Genomic DNA, 18,233 nt, shown 5'->3' on the forward strand with positions numbered 1-18,233 from the left:
ACATCACACGGGTGAATGCCGCAACATACATTCTGACGGCGGGCGGCCGAATAATATTCGGAAACTCATGTCACTGTACACAAGACTGAATAGTTACCGGCGTTGTAAAGATTTAATTGTATTATAGTCTTTTATGGTCGTATGAAGCTGTCTGTATGGGCACGAAAGGAGGGAATCGGCTATCGTGCCGCATGGCGTATGTGGAAGTCAGGTCAGCTGAAGGGGAACCAGTTGCCCACCGGTACCATCATAGTTGATGTGGAGAAGCCTTCCACACTGCCAGACAGCGTTGCGATATACACGCGTGTCTCCAGTTCTGAGAACAGGAGCAATCTTGACAGTCAGGCAGAGCGCCTCACACAGTATGCGGTTGCCAGGGGATACAGGATATACAAGATAGTCAAGGAAGTCGGTAGCGGTGTGAATGATAACAGGAAACAACTGCTCATAGATGACGGATACTCGAAGATTATAGTGGAGCATAAGGACAGGCTCACCAGGTTTGGTTTCAACTACATCGACACGCTCTTCAGGCAGCACGGCAAAAGCATTGAAGTGGTCAACGAAGCAGCAAACGACAGGGATGACCTGATGCAGGACTTCGTCTCGATTATCACATCATTCTGTGCAAGGTTGTATGGACAGAGAGGAAGCACAAGAAAGACAGAGCGCATAATCAGGGAGTTGAAAGATGCAGAGGACGGTTAGCATCTGCTCGCCTGCCAACAGGAACAGGTTCGAACATGCAAAAACATTCCTGCTCGAATACAATCACTGTGTCAACTACTTCATCGAACGATACTGGTCAGAACATAATTTCGACGACAGCTATGTGGACACTGTACACATGGGTAATGCAAAAGAGCGTTTCAGCCTCACTGCAAGGCTCATTCAGTGTGCAGGCAGGCAGGCGCTGCAGATTGTGAAGAGTCAGCGTATGAAGTCCATACGCCGACGCAGGATGCCCCGATACAATGTGCTCTCTGCAACACTGGACGGCCGTTTCTGGGCCATTACCGGTGAACACAATTCGTTTGAATGGATAAAGGTGCAGTCCGGCTTCAAACTCTTCCTGCCGTTCAGGAAGACCGCCATGTGGAACAGATGTTCAGGTGCGTCCATTGTGGACACACGGATGACGCCGACATGAATGGTGCACAGAACATCAGGCTGCTGGGGCTGGCGGGAGTCTATATCTCCGTTCGCTGCCAAACGAATTCACAGGCGGGGAATATCTGTCTATGAAATTTATAACTATCACTCGTTCCTGCTTTCCGGCACCGGGCATTTTGTGCAAAAGTGCGTAGTGGCATCCAGCTGGCCGGTCAGGATTGCCCCTTCGTTTCTCCGCCTGTTACGGCAATGTTTTTCGCAGAACGGGAATATTTCGCCATGAAGAGTGATATGTCATTGGACAGATTGGTGAGAAGATTGAGCTCGAATGTGCCAAAGGAAGGGGGATTGTTCCTGTATACGCTCAGAACACCAAGCATCTCATCATGCACCATGAGGGGTGTGGATATGATCGTCTCAAACGCCTGCTTCCTCGTTCCCTCGATCTGAACAGCAAAATTATCGGTGGCCGCATTCACGACAAGCAGCGGCTTCCTGGTCCGGAAAACCATGCCGGTTATGCCCTTCCCGGCATCGAATTCCTGGCCGATTAGATGTTCCGTTTCCTGCGTTCTGTAGAATTCACCGATCACGACGTGTTTGTTCCGCTCCCTGTTGTGCTTCCAGAGCAGGCCGAAGTCGCCGTCAATCATTTCCACCACCTTAGGCATTGTTTCCATCATAAGCGCCTCTTCGGCTCTTCCCTGTATGACGCCGTTCACAATCGTGTGCATTGTCTCGATCTGCTTGAGCTGCCTGTTGAGCCGCTCAACGAGATGCACCTTGTCGATTGCGGCAGTGGCGATTCTGGAGAGTTTTGCGACTTTATACGCATCATTTTCATCGAATGAGCCGCCGGCGGATTTGTTGTATGCGACAATGACCAGACTGTCGGCGGCGCGAACCTTCACCATAAGCACCTCCTTCATATTCAGTCTGGATGCCCACTCTTCCTCCATCCTGGCCGTTTCCACAATGCGCGTCACATGCTCCTGATGGTCAAACTGCATTCCAATGATACTGCCGTCATAGACAACACTGCCGTCCTCTATGTCCTGACTGGTCGAACAGACAGTCCTTTTCGTGCCGCCGATACTGGACACGAGCACTACATCAGTGGCGGAAACGAGCATCTTCGTTTCCATCGCTAGTGTCCGCTGGAGAGCATACATGGAATGTGAGGAAAAGAGAGCTATCTCCGCATCATGCAGAAGGTCAAAGTCCGAGAGGAGCTGTGCCTTCTCCATTTTCGCACCGTTCAGCCGGATTGCAAGCGATGCGAGATTAGACAACGTCACAAGGCTGTTTACGTGCCTCTGACAGTAACGGCGTTCGCCTGTGTTCATGACTGCGATGTAGCCCTTTTCCTTTATGCCGATGGTAACCGGAATGCATGCCATCCGCTCTATGTTATTGGTCAGCACATGTTCTTCCAGCGCGTCCGGATCATTAGGATAGTCGTTGACTATCTCAGGTTCACCGCTTCTCAGCACACGCCCCACAATGCCGCGGTACATCGAAGCGGCATCGCCAGTCTCGGACAATCGCTTGAATCCGATCGAAAGACCGAATGTTTCCCTTCCAGAAGCGAGATTATGAACAGCGAGAGCCGCTATCGGTGAACTGGTAATTGCAGACGATGCGTCCACAACCTTTTTCAGTATCTTTCCTGTATTTTCTGCCTGGGAAATCATGCCAAGCAGTTCCCGCACATAATCGATAAGCCTGCTGTTGGTTTTTGCAGCAAGGAGTTCGCCTAACAGCGTCGTCTTGAGGTTGAAATACAACGAAAGTTCGATGAGCGTGTGTGACAGCGTCTCTTTCTGTGACGGTAGAGGAGGCATTGCGAAAATGACAAAACACTGGTATGACGCGTTCCCGTTCTCGGCAGTCATGACATAAAATGCCTTTCCCTCGCAACCCGGGAAAAGTTTGGAAAGCACGTCGGAGAAGGATGAATAGTTTATCTGATGAATGTGTCTTGCGATTGTCCTCGATGACCCGATCATGGATTCCAGAAGGCTGGAAGATATCGCCAGACGTGCTCCGTCTCCGTCGTCCAGTCTGTGAAAGTTATTTCCCTCTTCATAGTACGCCGCGCTCATCGTCTCGTTCAGCCGTCTAACGAAACCGTTTATCGCGGCAACTACCTCCAGCGCAGACTGGGCATTGAACATTGAAGCGTATACTTCAGACAGCCGTTCCATACTCGACTCAATCTGTGCGTTTCTCTCGATCAGCTCCCTGTCTGTCATCCTGGATGTGAATGTCCTGAGCAGAATACAGAAGACGCTGCTCATTCTGCTCCATACGGCAAGCTCTGACGGCAAAACAACTGGCCATCCCAGCCTTAAGATGACGACAAATTCGTTGCCTTTGCCGTCCGCAACCGGCATGGCGAGGCTCGAACTCTTTCCAGGAACCGCAGTAACGCCCGAAGTCAACAAGGCGGAACGGCATGCCTCCACCTCCGCGACTGTAAGCCCGTCACGCTTTCCTTTTTCCCGACCGCCCGAGACGCCTGACATATCTTGCCCGGACAGGAGGGAAAATCCATCCAAGTATCTCTTTGATACGAGAGATTCGAATATTCCTCCAATCACTTCACCGGTGTTAGATCCGCGCCGACGCATAAACAGCAGAACCGAGTCGTCTATGGCTTCGATGACATCGGCCCAGAACACGTAGGAGTTGAATTCGTGCTCTATGATTTCCAGTGCGGCGGAAAATGAATTAGAAGCGGCATCCTCCGCCTTGCTGTTGTGGACGGTTTTGAATTCCAGCACTGCTGCAACGCTGCCGTTTTTCCGACCGGCAGGAACGATCGATATGCTGATGTTATCGCGCGTTGAGGGAGCAGATATCGTCTTTCTTATGACCCTCCATTCCTGAAGTGAGAGAGATACGGCATCTTCAATCGATTCGTATTCGCGCTGGGTCCCGGCAATGCATATGTTCTGCAGCTCTCCCGGCAGCCGGGTAAACAGCGAGACGGAAGCGAGATTGAATTTGCTCATCAGCCATTCCGCGAGAAAATACAGGCTGTTCTTTGCGGGACTCCGATCCCTGCGCGTCAGGAAGACTGAAAGCTCGCGATTGCCCTCATGCACTGCTTCGACATCCGAATGACCCAGCGAAGGCAGCATAACGAGACCGGCCGTTGTCTTCAAGAGGCGGATAATGCCGTTCCATCCGGGCATGCCTGTGTCCACGTCATGAAGCACAAATGCACCTGCCGTCTCGCCGCCGGAAAACAGGGGGATTCCATATTCCATTCCCGGATGTTCCTTCGTTGTTGAGGAACAGGGTTCGCACCAGTCCATGCCAGCCTGCATACATCGTGAAGCAACGGAATCGGCGGAGAGGTCGATTCTTTCCTCAAAGAATGTCGAATGATCTGGAAATTGCAATTTCCTCAGGAGCGACTCTCCGGAGAGAACGTAGAAACAGGCGGCTGAAGCGCCAGTCGCAGAGACTGCTTCACTGAGAAAGGATTCTATGCCCTTACCGCCGTCCGGCCGTTTCCAGTCATCCGCTTGTCCTGTCTCATATTTCATAATGCATGACCCGAAGCGGAATTCACGACGAATTCGCACTGTCGATTCGGCAGGAAAGGTTTATAAAAACTGCTGCCTGAATACCACGACGGTGACTGAGACTCGAGACTCGTCCGGTTCATTGCGTTTCTCGCAGCGCTTCAATCGCCAAGCTTTTAGCCATTACGGCAATTGTTCATCCAGAGGATGTCTAAATCGGTCTTAAAATGAAGAGACATGCGGTTATAATCGGTTACGAATGCATCTTTGACTTTCCCTCAGATGAGTGGCAGCTGCCGCAGCCCGCTGTCGAACGCATGGCGGGCCTGATGGAGCTGGAAGGCATAGCCTTTGACCGATCCAGACTCTCCCTGCTTCTGCGGGATGCACTTGAGAGAAGGAGGAGCAAGGCGGCGGAAACGATGACTGAAACAAAATTTAAGGACGTCGTGGCGTCTGTTATGGAAGATCTTGAAGTAAGCGATCCTTCGATGAACCAGCGTATTGTTGACGCTGCGTCAATGCATTACGCGGAGCACTCACGGGCCAAACGTGGAGCGGCGGAACTTCTGCTGAGACTGAAGAAAGAAATGAAGGTAGGACTGGTGTGCAACGTGCCTCTCGGTCTGCCCCACAGCATAATTGCGTCGCAGATAAGGGAGGCTGGACTGGCCGCTTCGGTCGACGACATGCAGTTCTCTACGGAAATGGGGATGAGGAGGCCTCACGCAAGGCAGTTCAGGTATTCCCTCAGCAATCTGAACGCAGAGCCTTCAGAGTGCGCCGCGATCACAGCAATAGCCGAAGACAGGGAAACGCTCAGTAAACTTTCATTCGGGGACATATTCATAATGGATGCTGGGGGAAACGGAGTGGACTGGATTGCTGAAACTATCGAGCATCTGTGTTCCATGCTGTGAGTTCATTCCCATTCGATCGTGGCCGGCGGCTTGTTGGTAATATCATAAACAACCCTTGTTATCTTTGAGCCCAGCCTATTTGTTATTTTTGTAGATATGTCCTCGAGTATTTCGTGCGGTATGTCGGAGAACCGCGCCGTCATCGCGTCCGATGACTTCACCGCCCTGACAACCAGAGTATCGCCATAAGCCCTGACGTCACCCTGTACGCCAACGCTCTTCACCGGTATGAGGACGCAGAAATACTGCCAGGGCAGAGCTGAAAGTCTGCCTTCAGAATATGCGCGTTCAATCTGTTCCTCTACGATTGCGCATGCCTCACGCTCAATCTCTACCTTTTCCGCCGTGATCGGACCCAGAACACGGATTGCAAGACCGGGGCCGGGAAAAGGCTGCCTCTCTGCGACTTCCACGCCGAGGTATCGTGCAACTGCCCTGACCTCATCCTTGTACAGATCTCTGACCGGCTCGATGAGCTTCAGCTTCATGCGTTCAGGCAAACCACCCACATTGTGGTGAGACTTTATCTTGTCCCTCAGCGCATCGCCGCTCTCGATCCAGTCCGGTGCAATGGTACCCTGGACAAGAAAATCGGCACCGAACGATGCTGCCTGTTCTTCAAACACCTCTATGAATTTCCTGCCTATAATTGTCCTTTTCGTTTCTGGATCGGACACACCCTCAAGCTCTTTCAGAAAGGATTCGGAGGCGTCCACGATCTTGTAATTCAGGCTCAGTCTCGAAAACATTGAGGCCATTTTTTCAGTCTCGCCCTTTCTCATGAAACCGGTGTCGACATAAACGGCAAGCAGCTTGCCTCCGACGGCCCTGTTCACCAGCACGGCAGAAACAGTGCTGTCCACACCTCCGGACAGTGCAATAATTGCCCTGCCGGTTATATCCTTCCCGGCCTTTGCAACCTGCTCTCTGACGAACTTCTCAACGTCCATCTTAACCGCTTCTCACGCGCTAGAAGCAGCAGTGGGTAATAAAGGCACATCTGCTGACAATTAGTTGCTCAGGTCTTCATGATCGCGAACAGGAAGACGAGAACTGCAATAACTGCCCCTATTATCGCCGCAAGTATGCTCAGGAAAGCTCCCCAGATGACGTCGGCGAGTCCCGGTTGTGTGTAGTGATTATACTGTGCAAGTGCAAGCCATAATATCGCGACGATCACGCCCACAACGAGCAGAACTGCGCCGACCGCGCGGCTCTTTCCCGTGCCGAAGTATGATGTAAAGGCACCTGCCAGAACCATGAAAATGCTGAATGTCAGCAACAGTATCGTGGCAAAGTTGCCCAGATTCTGCGGCGGAATCGCGTTCGAAACAACAGACAAGTAGCTTAATGGTAAAGACAGCATAATATCATCCCCGGGTAACAGTTGGCTCTTTAAAACTTTATCCCGGTAAGTGTCTTCGTGTCTATGACGCCCTGAATAGCCCTTATCCTGTCCACCACTACCTGACCAAGCTGATTGAAATCCTCTGCCTCAATCTTGGCTATAAGGTCGTATTCACCGAAGAGCGGATGAAGTTCTACTATCTCCTTTACCTTCAAAAGCTCGTTGTATACCTCATGCTCCTTCGCCGGAGCGGTGCTTATAAGCACAAACCCCACTGCCATTTCAAATCCTCATAGTTATAGCTGGCATGGGATTTAAAATGTTATGCCCTCCCGGCTCTCTCGAATTTGAGGAGGCTTTCAATCTCCGCCATGAAGTATTTCCGTTGGCATCAGTGGCGTACAGGGATGTTTCTGCAACGGCTGCGGGCAGGACGAAACTGTATTGTTCGAGTCCCCTGAGCAACGAGCCGGTGTCCGCCTCGAGTTTCCTCTTCCTTCCTGAGACTATGACTCCTGCTGTACAGGGAGTAAAATTATCCGTGCATGTCACTGTGGCCAGGACAGTCATGCAGCCGCATTCAGATCGTTCATATCGTGTTTCTATTTCCGGCGGCGTGTTGATTCTGCAAAGCGGTGTTCCGCTGCGCGCATCTGCAGCAGCGTCCCGAGAAGTTGTCACCCTGACGAAAGCTGCGGAATCAAGCTCAGTTTCTGTTTGAAGCATCTCAAGTGCATGTTCGTTCACACCCCCGCAGACCACTGTAATGGCGGTAATATGCCGTTCAGATGTCATCTTACGGATTTTACGGAGAATCACCGTCTCATCCATAATGATGCCACCGGTGACCTCGTCCGCCGGGAGGACAATGAGGCCGGTTGAGCCATCTGTGCCGCTTCCATCAATTCCAAGACAGCGGGAGACTCGCTCTTCGAACAGCCTGTAGGCATCAGCGGCGGCGAAATCGTGTGTGAAAACGCCTGATCTGAGGTGCTTCATGCTTTCTGAGTCTGTGTTAATTTCCAGCGTCCCGATTCTTCTGTCGAGCATCTCGATGCCGGCCTGGGCTATGTCTGAAACAATCCATCTGCGTCCGAGTTTTTCGGCAACAGCGGCGGTTGTACCGCTTCCAGAAAAGAAATCTGCTACAACATCCCCCGGCAATGATGATGCTTTTATGATTCTCTCGAGCAGTGCCTCGGGTTTCTGCGTCGGATAACCGTTCCTCTCCTTTGCCTGGCTGTTGATAATAGACAGTTCCCACACGTCTTCTGGGACCTTGCCCAGTTTGTTCACCTTCGTGCGCCTTCCGAACGAGACGTGTCCCATCTTTGCCTGATTCAGCGTGCCACTGCTGTACTTCTCCCTGACAGCATCGGTGTAGAACGCGTGCTTGCCAGCATCCCTGGCATAGAGGAGAATCGTGTCGTGTTTCTTCTTGAATCGGTCTCTCACTGTGCCGCCGGGGTCGTGGTAATGCCAGATGATTTCATTGAGGAAGTTCCGGTATCCAAATATTTCGTCCATAATCGTCTTCACGTAATGTGCCGCATGCCAGTCTATGTGCACGTAAATTGAGCCGTCTATTCTCAGAACCCTTCTCATCTCGCGCAGGCGCGGCCTTATCCACGCAAGATATGCCGAAAGCCCTCCATCCCATTTGTCCGAGAAGACGGCATCGCCGCTCATGCCGTGACTGTAATGTTTGTTGGTGAAAAATGGCGGATCTGCGTATATCAGATTGATGAATTCGGACGGGAGATTCCTCATAACAGACATGTTTTCGCCGAGCACTGACACCCTCCGAATGCTTTCAAGTGAAGGGACAGTGGCGGCATCGGCGTGGAGCAGCACTGGTAACGCTGTATTGCCCGTATTACTGCGCGGCTCAATCACGGCATTGCTCATTTCATCCTTCAATGCCCCCGATGGTTATAAAAGCGAGCGGGAAGCCCTCTGCCGGACTGAAATACCGTGTCTTCAGATGCACGAATTCACACATGTGGAAACAGGGCCTCCACCTGCCCGGATGTGCAGGAGAGTCAGGTGGAACAGGCAGGAACCACCGTGGAGCACATTCACAGAACAATGTGTTCCATAGGAATCCCCGTATTCGTACGGTGCACGAAGTCGCACGCGAACAGGCTCAGACACCATAGCTCAATCTGAATAATTTGCCTGCCATTTCCTTAGTAGGGTATTCCAGTCTGTTGTCCTGCCGGCACCGCCGCTCCCGCCTATCGAGATCGCGGCCATCGCATTGCCGAATTCAACAGAGGTGAAAACATCGCGTCCCCTGTACAGCGCAGCGTAAAAACCTGCCCTGAACGAGTCTCCAGCGCCTATGGTGTCCACAACCTTCCTGACGGCGCACGGCCTGATCTCCATTGCACCGTCTGAAGTGATGACCTGTGTCCCTCGCCTGCCAGCGGTTTTTATTACAGTGTCGCAGTGCCGCAGAATATCCCTCTCACTGTTGGCTGAGAGCAGCTTGACTGCGATCTTCATTTCCGTTTCGTTTGTGAAGAAGATTTTGCATTTCGAGAGGAGTCTTCTGAACGTTGCCTTGTCATATCGGTAGCCTATTTCCTGGCCCGGATCAAAGTTGTATTCCCTTCCGGAGACCGCTGCTTCGTACCTCAACGGATCTCCGGTGGCAACATGCACAATCCTGCTGTTCATCACCGCATGCTTCCAGAGAGGGAGCTTCCTGGCGCTGGCCATGGCTCCCTGCTCTATAACGTACGACTGTTCCGTACCGTCGTCAAAGATGTGACAGCGGGGCGTCCTTTCGCCGTTGGAGAGTATAACGTCATAAAGATCAATTGAAGTGCTGCGCAATGTATCTGTTATCACAGTCCCGGCGTCATCACCGATGTAAGAACCGAGTGCTGTCGGGACGCCCAGGGAAGATGTATGGACGGCTATATTCCCCGCAGTACCGCCAAAATGAGCCGACACCGATTTCGCATTGATTGATGTGCCCGGGGCGGGAAGATGCGCCAGATGATAGACCATGTCCATGTTAATGTGACCGAGGACACCGAGAAAATTACTCTTTCTTTTCCTCCGGCCGAGCCTGCTCCACCGAGTCATGTTCCCTCAGACCAGGAAGACAGATATTTTTTCTGTGCCACTGAAAGTCTGTCTATACCGACATGCATTGATTTCAGCTTCAGTTTCGCGAGCTCTTCATCGATCTCCCTTGGGAGCGTGTGGACACCGGGTTCGAGTCTCTTTCCATGTTCTGCCATAAATTCGGCTCCCCTGGCCTGGACGGAGAAACTCAAATCCATAATCTCGGCCGGATGCCCCTGTCCCGAGACAAGGTTTACGAGCCTGCCATCGGCGAGCAGATAAATCTTCCTGCCCTCAGCCAGTGTGTATTCATACACGAACTCCCTGACCTTTTTCCTGGTGCACTTTCTGTCCAGTGTCTCGACATCTATTTCAAGGTTGAAGTGGCCCGAATTCGCAAGAACGCAGCCGTCTTTGGCATGCTGCATGTGCCTGTATGTGACGACATCCCTGCATCCAGTGGCGGTCACCACAAAATCGGCGCCGCGAATCGCCCTGTCCATCGTTGTTACGGAAAAACCGTCCATTGCCGCCTCGACTGCTTTGATGGGATCGACTTCTGTAACGGTGACAAGGGCACCCATGCCCCTCGCCCTCTGCGCAATCCCTCTGCCGCACCATCCGTAGCCGGCGACGACAAACGTTTTGCCTGCCAGAAGGAGGTTTGTGGCATTGAGTAAGCCGTCCATAGTGGACTGCCCCGTGCCGTATCTGTTGTCAAAGAGATATTTCATGTAAGAATCGTTCACTGCGAGGACGGGAAAGTGAAGTTTGCCCTCCTGCGCCATGGCTCTCAGCCTCACGACGCCTGTCGTTGTCTCCTCATTGCCGCCGATGATGCCGGGAAGGAGCTCCTTTCTGGATGTATGAAGCATGGCAATGAGGTCTGCTCCGTCGTCGATCACAATATCCGGCTTTATGTCAAGAACGCTGTTCAGATTTTCGTAATATTCCTTATTACTCTCTCCTTTACGGGCAAATGTTTCCAGACCGTACTTCTCCCTCAGAGCCAGCGAGACCGAATCATCGGTAGACATCGGGTTACAGCTCGCAAGTCGCACTTCGGCTCCGGCATCCCTCAGAGAAAGAGCGAGGCATGCAGTCTTGGCCTCGACGTGCAGCGCCATTGCAATTCTCCTTCCCTTTAGTTTTCTTCTCTCCCTGATCCTGGCGGCCGTGGCATCCAGTACGCTCATGTGCGCCCGGGCCCATTCAATCCGCCTGATACCCTTGTCCAGCAATTCATTTTCCGTCAGATCACCGACCGTTGGCAGTATAGTGGCAATCAACACACCTGAATATTATTATGCCTGCGGCGGCGCGTCCTGCAGAAGATGCACCGTACGCTCTCGGCTCCTGCCATTGTCTGCGGAAAAATCGCACCATTCAGGGGCAGGAACGCATCACGAAATTTTCTGGAAGATTTCAGAAATCTCTCGCTCGAGTATGCTCGTGAATTCGCGTGTCACATCCTCTTTCAGATCTCCGGGTATCATTTCGAGACCGACTCTTGCAGCAATCTTGCCCAGACGCATCATGGCATATCCTTCCTTGATCCTGGCCTCAATCAGGTCCTCAATAGCAATCTTTATCTGCTCCTTCAGCGCCGGATCCCTTTCAATCCTGGCCATAATCCTCTTTTTAATCTCATCCTTGACTATATCCTGCATGGCCTGAACAAATATGCCTTCCGTATCCATGAGCTTGAGCGATTGCCGTGAAAGCTTTGTAACTATATCTTCCGTCATCTGTTTCGGCTGATATAACGCGGAATAATGATAAGTAGTTCACCACAAGATGTCAACTTGTGGCACGGTCGTCTCATAGCAAAATTAATCAAGGCAGGAAGGCAATTTGAACTCGGAAATGGCAGAGAATGAGTTTTCCGGACTGAATATTGTCGTCGTCGACAATGGCGGCCAGTGGACGCACAGAGAATACAGAGTCATCAGAGATCTTGGGGCAGCAGTACGCATTGTGCCCAACACATCCGATCCGTCGATCATCGGGGATGCCGACGGTCTGGTGCTCAGTGGCGGATCACCCAGCGTGGGACGTGAGCCTGAGAAGATGGGAAGAGAGGGTGAGCTCCTGGACGCGTTCGACGGACCGGTGCTCGGCATATGTGCAGGGCATCATTTCATTGCATATCATTATGGCGGAGAAACAGGCAGGGGGCGAAATGCGGAATTCGGAAAGGCAAGGTTGAAAGTCATTTCAGACCGCGGCATACTGAACGGAGTGCCAGGCGAGTTCACTGTCTGGGAGTCACACAGTGATGAAGTGAAGAAGCCGCCTGAAGGTTTCGAAGTGCTTGCGAGAACAGAGGACTGCCCGGTCGAGGCAATGATGTCAAAGAGCAGGCCGCTGTACGGCATACAGTTCCATCCGGAAGTTGAGGAGACGGAAAACGGTGTAAGGATATTCGCAAATTTTCTGAGGGAAGTGGCGCGTTGGAAGTCAGCAGGGAAATGAGAGAGGTGCTGAGAGAGGCACTCGGCAGAAGGAGAGACGACGAAACTTTTGAGCGCACGCTTGGAAAGGTTGTGAGGAAAAGGAAACTGCCATTTGAATTCTACAGGAATACCATGGATGCCGTGAGGACGGCCATGAAGAAGGGGGAAACACCGGAAACGGCGGCAGAAACACTCTGTTCACGGGAATCTGATTAACAGCGAAACCAGTATCAGCACTGCCATGATTACAGCTAGAATGATCATATAGCCGGTGATTTTCCTGTCGCTCCCGAATATTATGGGAATGGGACCGATGAATACCACGCCTCCGAATTTTTTCCCGCCGTGCGATTTATCCTCCGGATGCTGCACATCACCGGGATGGGGGGAAAAACCGCTGCCAAAGGTATCATAACGGTCGTTGGCGGGGGGAATGACGTAGCGGTACGAAGACAGAATGAAAAAGAAGACAAAGGAGAGGAATATGAACAGAACGGCCATGAAAGCATAGAGCCCGCTTCCGTAAATGACCGGAATGAAGAGGAATATTGCAAAACCGAGCTGCCTGTAAACCAGTCCTTCCACAATCGAAAATATCGCCATGACAATCGAGATTGCGAGGGCGACGCCTGCCATCTTTGCGACCGGAAACGTCCGCATATACATGCATTAATGCTTGACGGCAATATAAGAGGCAATCGGCACAAGTCTATCGCGGTTCCGCAAGCGCTCTGCCAATCGTATTTGATATACGCTCCCAGTGGGAACCTCGCCAGTAAATCTTACCGCACGAGCTGCAGATGTAGAAATGTGAGTGCCTGGAAAGTATGTTGCCGTCGATCCTGTTCGAAACGCGTTCAGGAGGCACCACAGATATGATGCCGTTGCACAGGCTGCAGCGCATCCTGTATTCGTCGAACTCCAGGCAGCATGCAGCAGTGACAATGTGCAGCTGGTCTTCAAGTTTCACCGCATCGACATAGACGCTCCTTATTCCCTTCCTGGAATGCAGCGCTTTGTCGCGGGTGAGAAGTATTCTTCCCTCATCGACCGCAATCTTCGCTATGGACCGATCATCGAGGTCATCGGCGTACTCTGTGTCATATCCCATCAGCCTCAACCACCTGGCCAGCTTTCCGAGCATTCTGTCGGCAAGAAAGGTCGGATGATCGCCGGCATTCCTGTTCACTCTGCGATCTGAGGAGTTGCATGGCGTGACGCTGGACAGCTCATCCTGGCCCATCACCACCTCTCCTGTACGTCGCTAGAAACCCCGGACCCAGACGCACGACGCTTTCGAGCCGCAGCCGTGAAAAACTCCGCGCGTCGGCAAACCCGGTGCCGTCTGCGACGGTAGGTGCTCCTGAACCTCCGATGATCACGGGTGCGGTGTAAACAGTCATGGCATCGACAAGCCGTGACGAGAGGAAACCGAAAATCAGTCCGCCACCCCCTTCGACGAGCAGTCTTTTCACACCCATTTCGCGCAGGAGCTGCACTGCGTGCTTCAGGTCAACACGACCTGAACCGCACCGCAGGATCTCTGCGCCCTCCACATTGCGTTCACACTCATCCGATGTGAATATCACTGTCCTGGCGCGCCCGTCAAGAATTTTCGCGCCTTCGGGCACTCTCCCGTGCGAGTCGAATATCACCCTGACAGGTTGCTTTCCGGAACGGGGCCGGACTGTGAGTGCTGGGTCGTCGGCAAGGACAGTGCCTATACCGACGGCAACGGCATCAACGTTGTTTCTGAGCTTCATCACGCGCTCGAGGTCCTCCGGGCATGACAGAAAAACCCTGTGTCTAGAGACAGTCGATATCCTGCCGTCGATTGAGGCGGCGCAGTTGACAGCGATATATGGCCTGGGCAGACAATCACTCTCATGACATAAGAGGCGACGGCTGTTAAATAAACTGACTTGAATTATTGGCCAATGCCCTTCATTTGACACGGCATGCTGCGCCCGCGGTTAAGGCCGAACAGCGTTCCAGGAAAAGAAAGTGTAAACGGAGGACGATGGAAGGAGTATTGGCTGGTTCAGATATAAGCGAGACTGTACGGCCAGATGCAAAAAACCATGTGTTCTGTCAGACAATCGTCCGCCAATTGAAAACACTTAAGTAAGTATAAAGCAATCAACACAGCGGGATGCACATGAAAGCCTTTCCTTTTCCGATCAGCAGCGCTTATCTAACGGCGATAGAGAGGTTTTTCCCGGAGGTGCTTCTCATTGTTCACTGATTCAACGCTCTTCTTTCAGTTCGGCGTAATAATGCTGCTCGCATTCATAGGAGCCGGGCTGTCGGCGCGGCTTGGCCAGTCTGTCATACTGGGCTACATGATCGTGGGTGTGATGATCGGGCCGTTCATGAAATTCAGTATTCTTGGCATCACCTACACGGGACTCATACAAAATACGGTGCTGCTGGGCTATTTTGCCAAAATGGGACTCGTGCTGCTGCTTTTCTTCGTGGGACTCGAATTTTCAATAAGCAAGCTGAAGAAGACCAGGACGGCAGCGACGATTCTTGCCATCTTCAACTTCGGAATGGATATGTTCATTGCAGTCCTGCTTGGCGTCTTTATGCGCTGGCCGATGGAGGACGTATTTTTCCTCGGTGCGATTATTGCCACGGGGTCATCAGCAGTTGCCGCAAAAGGCTTAATGGATATCGGAAAGCTCTCCGCTCCTGAAACCGAATTCATTATTGGAATGAGTGTTGTCGAGGATTTTATCGCAATGCTTCTCCTGACCATTGCTGGCGGACTCATGACCAGAACCGGCGGAGGACCCGGAAGTCTCTGGCAACTGGTGACCTACGTTGGAGCGTTCTACCTGTTCTTCGTGCTGCTGGCTGTAATCGTTATTCCACGCGTAATGAAGCACATAGAAGTGATAAAGAATGATGAAATGTTCATACTGTTCGCGCTTGGAATCGTGTTCATATCTGTCGCACTTGCGGATGCCCTCTACGTCCAGTCGCTCATTGGCGCGTTCTTTATCGGCATGGTGTTTGCCGAAACGACAATGACGGAACGGCTGAAAGACAACCTGATGTCCATGAGGGATGCATTCGTGGCAATCTTCTTCGTCTATTTCGGCATGATGATAAATCCTGCGGTGCTCCTGCAGGTGCTGCCGCTGATCGCAGTGGCCGTGCCGCTCATGCTTTTCAGCGACATCGTGCTCACCTCTTCGGTGGCTATGCTCATAGGCTTCCCGTCCAGGCACTCGCTCTTCGTCGGTGCCGCTTCCACATTCAGAGGTGCGGAGTCCATGCTTTTCGCAAGCGTTGGCGGCAGTTCGGTGGGTGCAAGCTACTCAGAACAGCTTTATGCGGTGGCCGGACCATTTTCGCTTATCATGGATCTCATAGCCCTTCCACTTCTGAAGAAATCAGCCAGCATCACACTCAGGTTCTCTTCGATCGTGCCTGTTTACATCAAGTTCAGCGCATCACTGATATCCAGGACGTTTTCAAAGCTGGTCATGCCGCAGTCGCTTCAGATTTACGGCAATGCCCGCAGGACTACGCTGCCCTTATGGGGATTCATACTCGCATCCTCAGTCGCAATCTTCGTTTCCTATCCGCTCAAAGTTATACCGCTCGCAGTCGCAGGCGTGTCGGCAATCCTTTCGGTGTCCATCCTTCGCAAGGATCTGGTTTCGTCAATCAATCTGATTAACTACACAAACATTGGCGTAGGCAGCAGCAGTTCGGCGAGGATTCTGTCACTTGTTATGAGACTCGTTTCGGGACTCATGGTGGCCGTGCTAGGCGTCATAGCAATCGCGGGATTCTATGTGCCGTTGAGCCTGATACCTGTCGCATTATTCGCAGCATATATGCTCAAAACTATGCACACAGCCTACACCGAGATGGGAAAGAGGAGCGTAGTATACGAGTCACCACACATCGCTTTCGGCGGTGCAGTGACAAAGGATGCGGGGTTGCGGGGCCCGAATACATCTCGTGCTCCTGCGCATTTTGAAACGTTCAGCGGAGCGCAGAATGCGTTTTCATCTGTCGACAGGCCAAAAGTTGGTTACGTAAAAATGAAGAAAGGAATGAACGCAGAAAAAAAGAAATTTCAGGATGGGATTTACCCTCCCAGGCTGAAATGATGCTGTCTGACTATATCTTGACGGCCGCTTTGCCGAAAACCTTGGCTGCTGCCGCTACTGCCGCTCCGATGCCGCCGCCACCTGCGCCACCCAGCAGTGCATTCTGCACCGTGCTTACGACCGTGTAGCCGTGCGTGCCTGCCGGTATGTGCTGCAGCGCGATGGCGAGGCCGGGTATGTGGCCGGTTGCTGCGGACGCTGCTCCAAGTCCTATTGCTCCTGCCGCAGCTCCTATCGCCGCGGCCGCTGCTATGCCTATCATGACAGGTGTGACTGCTGCACATGCTTATTAATCTAATTTGACGTGCATCGAAGATTGTTACTGTCTTCCGCCCTGACTCTGACCGACAGCGCCGGTTGCGTCCGCCCAGTCAGATAGTTCGCAGAGAATCCTCCGCAGTGAAAGGCCGTTCTCAGTGAGCGCGTATTCGACGCCCGGAGGCGAAGACGGCTTCACCTGCCTGCTGACAACTCCCATCTCCTCCAGATGGTCCAGGCGCTCCGAAAGGCAGGCGGCGCTAACGCCGGCGACTGCTCTTTTCAGTTCGTTGAAACGCAACGATATCTTTGTGCCAAGCGCAAACACGATCGGCATCGTCCATTTTTTGCTCAGTTCATTATATATTGTCGTCGAATGTCTGCACATCGCGAGCCTTGTTTCCTCATCTCCCGGGGATGCTGATGAAATCATATATACATAGTAAAATAAGTTAACCAAGTATATTTGTTTTATCTGAAAGATCGGAGCAGCCATTTGCCGTGTGGCCGGCAACTCATACAGCAACATTACGGGGCAACTTCAGGGCGAAGCGCCGCGAACAACAGCTGCTCTTCGAATGCACGGGAAGGTCATTCTTACGCCAAAAAATAAAAAATTGTGTTACCGGTCAACTGCAGTCTGTGTAACGGCAAGCCGTTGCTGCAAAACTTCTAGCACTATTGTGGCTACAACTTTAGTGGCCGCGGGCTGAATACCTCGGAGGTCCTCGGTACTTACACCCCGGCTCTATCAAACTCGTCTTCTACGAGCGTTGAAAAGTGCCTCGTTTTTAGGGTGGCTTCGAGCTTAGATGCTTTCAGCTCTTATCCACTACCGCGTGGCTGCCCAGCAATGCCCTGTCGGACAACTGGTAAACTAGAGGCGGCGCCCCCCCGTTCCTCTCGTACTTAAGGGAGCTTCCCATCAGGCACTAGTGCACTTCCACCAAAAAGCAACAAACCTGTCTCACGACGGTCTGAACCCAGCTCACGATCCCTTTTAATGGGCGAACAACCCCACCCTTGGCAGCTGCTGCACCACCAGGATAGGAAGAGCCGACGTCGAAGTAGCAAACCGCCAGGTCGATATGAACTCTTGCTGGCGACGACTCAGTTATCCCCAGGGTAACTTTTCTGTTATCACTAATCCCCATAATGAAGATTTAGTGGTTCGCTAAGCCTTGCTTTCGCATCGTAGATTACTGTTGGCCTAATCTACGTCAAGCCAGCTTTTGCCTTTACACTCACCGACAGATTTCTGACCTGTCTGAGCTGACCTTTGGGCGCCCTTGTTGCGATTTTGAGGGCGTGGCGCCCCACCCAAACTGCCGACCTACCGTTGTCCCTCTTTCAAGGTAAGTTGTGCAAATTCGAAAGGGCAGTGTTTCATTATC

At 52.1% G+C, this 18,233-nt stretch carries 20 protein-coding genes and 1 rRNA gene; 7 read left to right on the forward strand and 14 right to left on the reverse strand.

The window, feature by feature from the left end; all coding sequences use genetic code 11:
- Window positions 1–141: 141 nt before the first annotated feature.
- Genes KIS30_09360 through KIS30_09370 form a run of 3 tightly spaced genes read left to right on the forward strand, consistent with a single transcriptional unit; the run spans window position 142 to window position 1,245 of the window.
- Window positions 142–708 (forward strand): IS607 family transposase, encoded by a 567-nt coding sequence (locus tag KIS30_09360; GenBank protein ID MBX8646946.1) that lies wholly within the window; start codon window positions 142–144, stop codon window positions 706–708.
- A complete protein-coding gene (locus tag KIS30_09365; protein MBX8646947.1) occupies window positions 692–1,150 on the forward strand; it encodes a hypothetical protein in 459 nt (152 codons plus the stop codon). The genes KIS30_09360 and KIS30_09365 overlap by 17 nt, the downstream gene beginning before the upstream one ends.
- Complete coding sequence (locus tag KIS30_09370; GenBank protein ID MBX8646948.1) at window positions 1,105–1,245, forward strand: transposase; 141 nt, start codon at window positions 1,105–1,107, stop codon at window positions 1,243–1,245. Before KIS30_09365 ends, KIS30_09370 begins: the two co-directional genes overlap by 46 nt.
- A gap of 80 nt (window positions 1,246–1,325) precedes the next feature.
- On the opposite strand, the gene KIS30_09375 is transcribed toward KIS30_09370, so the two are convergent.
- Window positions 1,326–4,670, reverse strand: coding sequence for a GAF domain-containing protein (locus KIS30_09375; GenBank protein ID MBX8646949.1), 3,345 nt, complete (start codon window positions 4,668–4,670; stop codon window positions 1,326–1,328).
- A gap of 206 nt (window positions 4,671–4,876) precedes the next feature.
- Between KIS30_09375 and KIS30_09380 the strand changes: the two genes are divergently transcribed.
- The gene (locus KIS30_09380) at window positions 4,877–5,569 is read left to right on the forward strand and encodes a hypothetical protein (GenBank protein ID MBX8646950.1); all 693 of its coding nucleotides are present in this window, start codon (window positions 4,877–4,879) and stop codon (window positions 5,567–5,569) included.
- Between the two features lie 2 nt (window positions 5,570–5,571).
- Here the strand turns inward: KIS30_09380 and guaA are convergent, their stop codons facing one another.
- The 7 genes from guaA to KIS30_09415 form a co-directional block, all read right to left on the reverse strand.
- Window positions 5,572–6,519: a glutamine-hydrolyzing GMP synthase gene (gene guaA, locus KIS30_09385; protein ID MBX8646951.1), complete on the reverse strand. Its 948-nt coding sequence runs from the start codon at window positions 6,517–6,519 to the stop codon at window positions 5,572–5,574.
- 68 nt (window positions 6,520–6,587) lie between these two features.
- Window positions 6,588–6,935: a hypothetical protein gene (locus KIS30_09390; protein MBX8646952.1), complete on the reverse strand. Its 348-nt coding sequence runs from the start codon at window positions 6,933–6,935 to the stop codon at window positions 6,588–6,590.
- A gap of 29 nt (window positions 6,936–6,964) precedes the next feature.
- Window positions 6,965–7,198 (reverse strand): Lrp/AsnC family transcriptional regulator, encoded by a 234-nt coding sequence (locus KIS30_09395; GenBank protein MBX8646953.1) that lies wholly within the window; start codon window positions 7,196–7,198, stop codon window positions 6,965–6,967.
- Between the two features lies 1 nt (window position 7,199).
- Window positions 7,200–8,837 carry a hypothetical protein gene (locus KIS30_09400; GenBank protein ID MBX8646954.1) on the reverse strand — a complete coding sequence of 546 codons (1,638 nt, stop codon included), beginning with the start codon at window positions 8,835–8,837 and terminating at the stop codon, window positions 7,200–7,202.
- A 240-nt stretch (window positions 8,838–9,077) separates the two neighbouring features.
- Complete coding sequence (locus KIS30_09405; GenBank protein MBX8646955.1) at window positions 9,078–10,013, reverse strand: carbohydrate kinase family protein; 936 nt, start codon at window positions 10,011–10,013, stop codon at window positions 9,078–9,080.
- Window positions 10,010–11,233, reverse strand: coding sequence for an adenosylhomocysteinase (locus tag KIS30_09410; GenBank protein ID MBX8646956.1), 1,224 nt, complete (start codon window positions 11,231–11,233; stop codon window positions 10,010–10,012). Before KIS30_09410 ends, KIS30_09405 begins: the two co-directional genes overlap by 4 nt.
- 165 nt (window positions 11,234–11,398) lie before the next feature.
- Window positions 11,399–11,743 carry a hypothetical protein gene (locus tag KIS30_09415; protein ID MBX8646957.1) on the reverse strand — a complete coding sequence of 115 codons (345 nt, stop codon included), beginning with the start codon at window positions 11,741–11,743 and terminating at the stop codon, window positions 11,399–11,401.
- Between the two features lie 142 nt (window positions 11,744–11,885).
- On the opposite strand from KIS30_09415, the gene KIS30_09420 reads away from it, so the two are divergent.
- Window positions 11,886–12,470: a GMP synthase subunit A gene (locus KIS30_09420; GenBank protein MBX8646958.1), complete on the forward strand. Its 585-nt coding sequence runs from the start codon at window positions 11,886–11,888 to the stop codon at window positions 12,468–12,470.
- The gene (locus tag KIS30_09425; GenBank protein ID MBX8646959.1) at window positions 12,449–12,667 is read left to right on the forward strand and encodes a hypothetical protein; all 219 of its coding nucleotides are present in this window, start codon (window positions 12,449–12,451) and stop codon (window positions 12,665–12,667) included. The genes KIS30_09420 and KIS30_09425 overlap by 22 nt, the downstream gene beginning before the upstream one ends.
- On the opposite strand, the gene KIS30_09430 is transcribed toward KIS30_09425, so the two are convergent.
- The 3 genes from KIS30_09430 to KIS30_09440 all read right to left on the reverse strand — a co-directional run bounded on the left by KIS30_09430 (window position 12,650) and on the right by KIS30_09440 (window position 14,325).
- Entirely contained in the window at window positions 12,650–12,952 is a 303-nt protein-coding gene (locus KIS30_09430; protein ID MBX8646960.1) for a DUF131 domain-containing protein, read from the reverse strand. The two genes, KIS30_09425 and KIS30_09430, sit on opposite strands and share 18 nt — an antisense overlap.
- A gap of 208 nt (window positions 12,953–13,160) precedes the next feature.
- Entirely contained in the window at window positions 13,161–13,694 is a 534-nt protein-coding gene (locus KIS30_09435) for a hypothetical protein (protein ID MBX8646961.1), read from the reverse strand.
- Window positions 13,681–14,325, reverse strand: coding sequence for a 2,5-diamino-6-(ribosylamino)-4(3H)-pyrimidinone 5'-phosphate reductase (locus KIS30_09440; GenBank protein MBX8646962.1), 645 nt, complete (start codon window positions 14,323–14,325; stop codon window positions 13,681–13,683). Before KIS30_09440 ends, KIS30_09435 begins: the two co-directional genes overlap by 14 nt.
- 360 nt (window positions 14,326–14,685) lie before the next feature.
- On the opposite strand from KIS30_09440, the gene KIS30_09445 reads away from it, so the two are divergent.
- Window positions 14,686–16,581, forward strand: coding sequence for a cation:proton antiporter (locus KIS30_09445; protein ID MBX8646963.1), 1,896 nt, complete (start codon window positions 14,686–14,688; stop codon window positions 16,579–16,581).
- Window positions 16,582–16,591: 10 nt separating this feature from the next.
- Here KIS30_09445 and KIS30_09450 read toward each other — a convergent pair whose 3' ends face one another.
- From KIS30_09450 to KIS30_09460, 3 genes are all read right to left on the reverse strand, one after another.
- A complete protein-coding gene (locus tag KIS30_09450; protein ID MBX8646964.1) occupies window positions 16,592–16,843 on the reverse strand; it encodes a hypothetical protein in 252 nt (83 codons plus the stop codon).
- A 57-nt stretch (window positions 16,844–16,900) separates the two neighbouring features.
- Window positions 16,901–17,272 carry a helix-turn-helix transcriptional regulator gene (locus KIS30_09455; GenBank protein MBX8646965.1) on the reverse strand — a complete coding sequence of 124 codons (372 nt, stop codon included), beginning with the start codon at window positions 17,270–17,272 and terminating at the stop codon, window positions 16,901–16,903.
- Between the two features lie 243 nt (window positions 17,273–17,515).
- Window positions 17,516–18,233 (reverse strand): 23S ribosomal RNA (locus KIS30_09460); the annotation flags it as partial.

This window comes from Candidatus Sysuiplasma acidicola, assembly GCA_019721035.1.
Taxonomy (GTDB): domain Archaea; phylum Thermoplasmatota; class Thermoplasmata; order Sysuiplasmatales; family Sysuiplasmataceae; genus Sysuiplasma; species Sysuiplasma acidicola.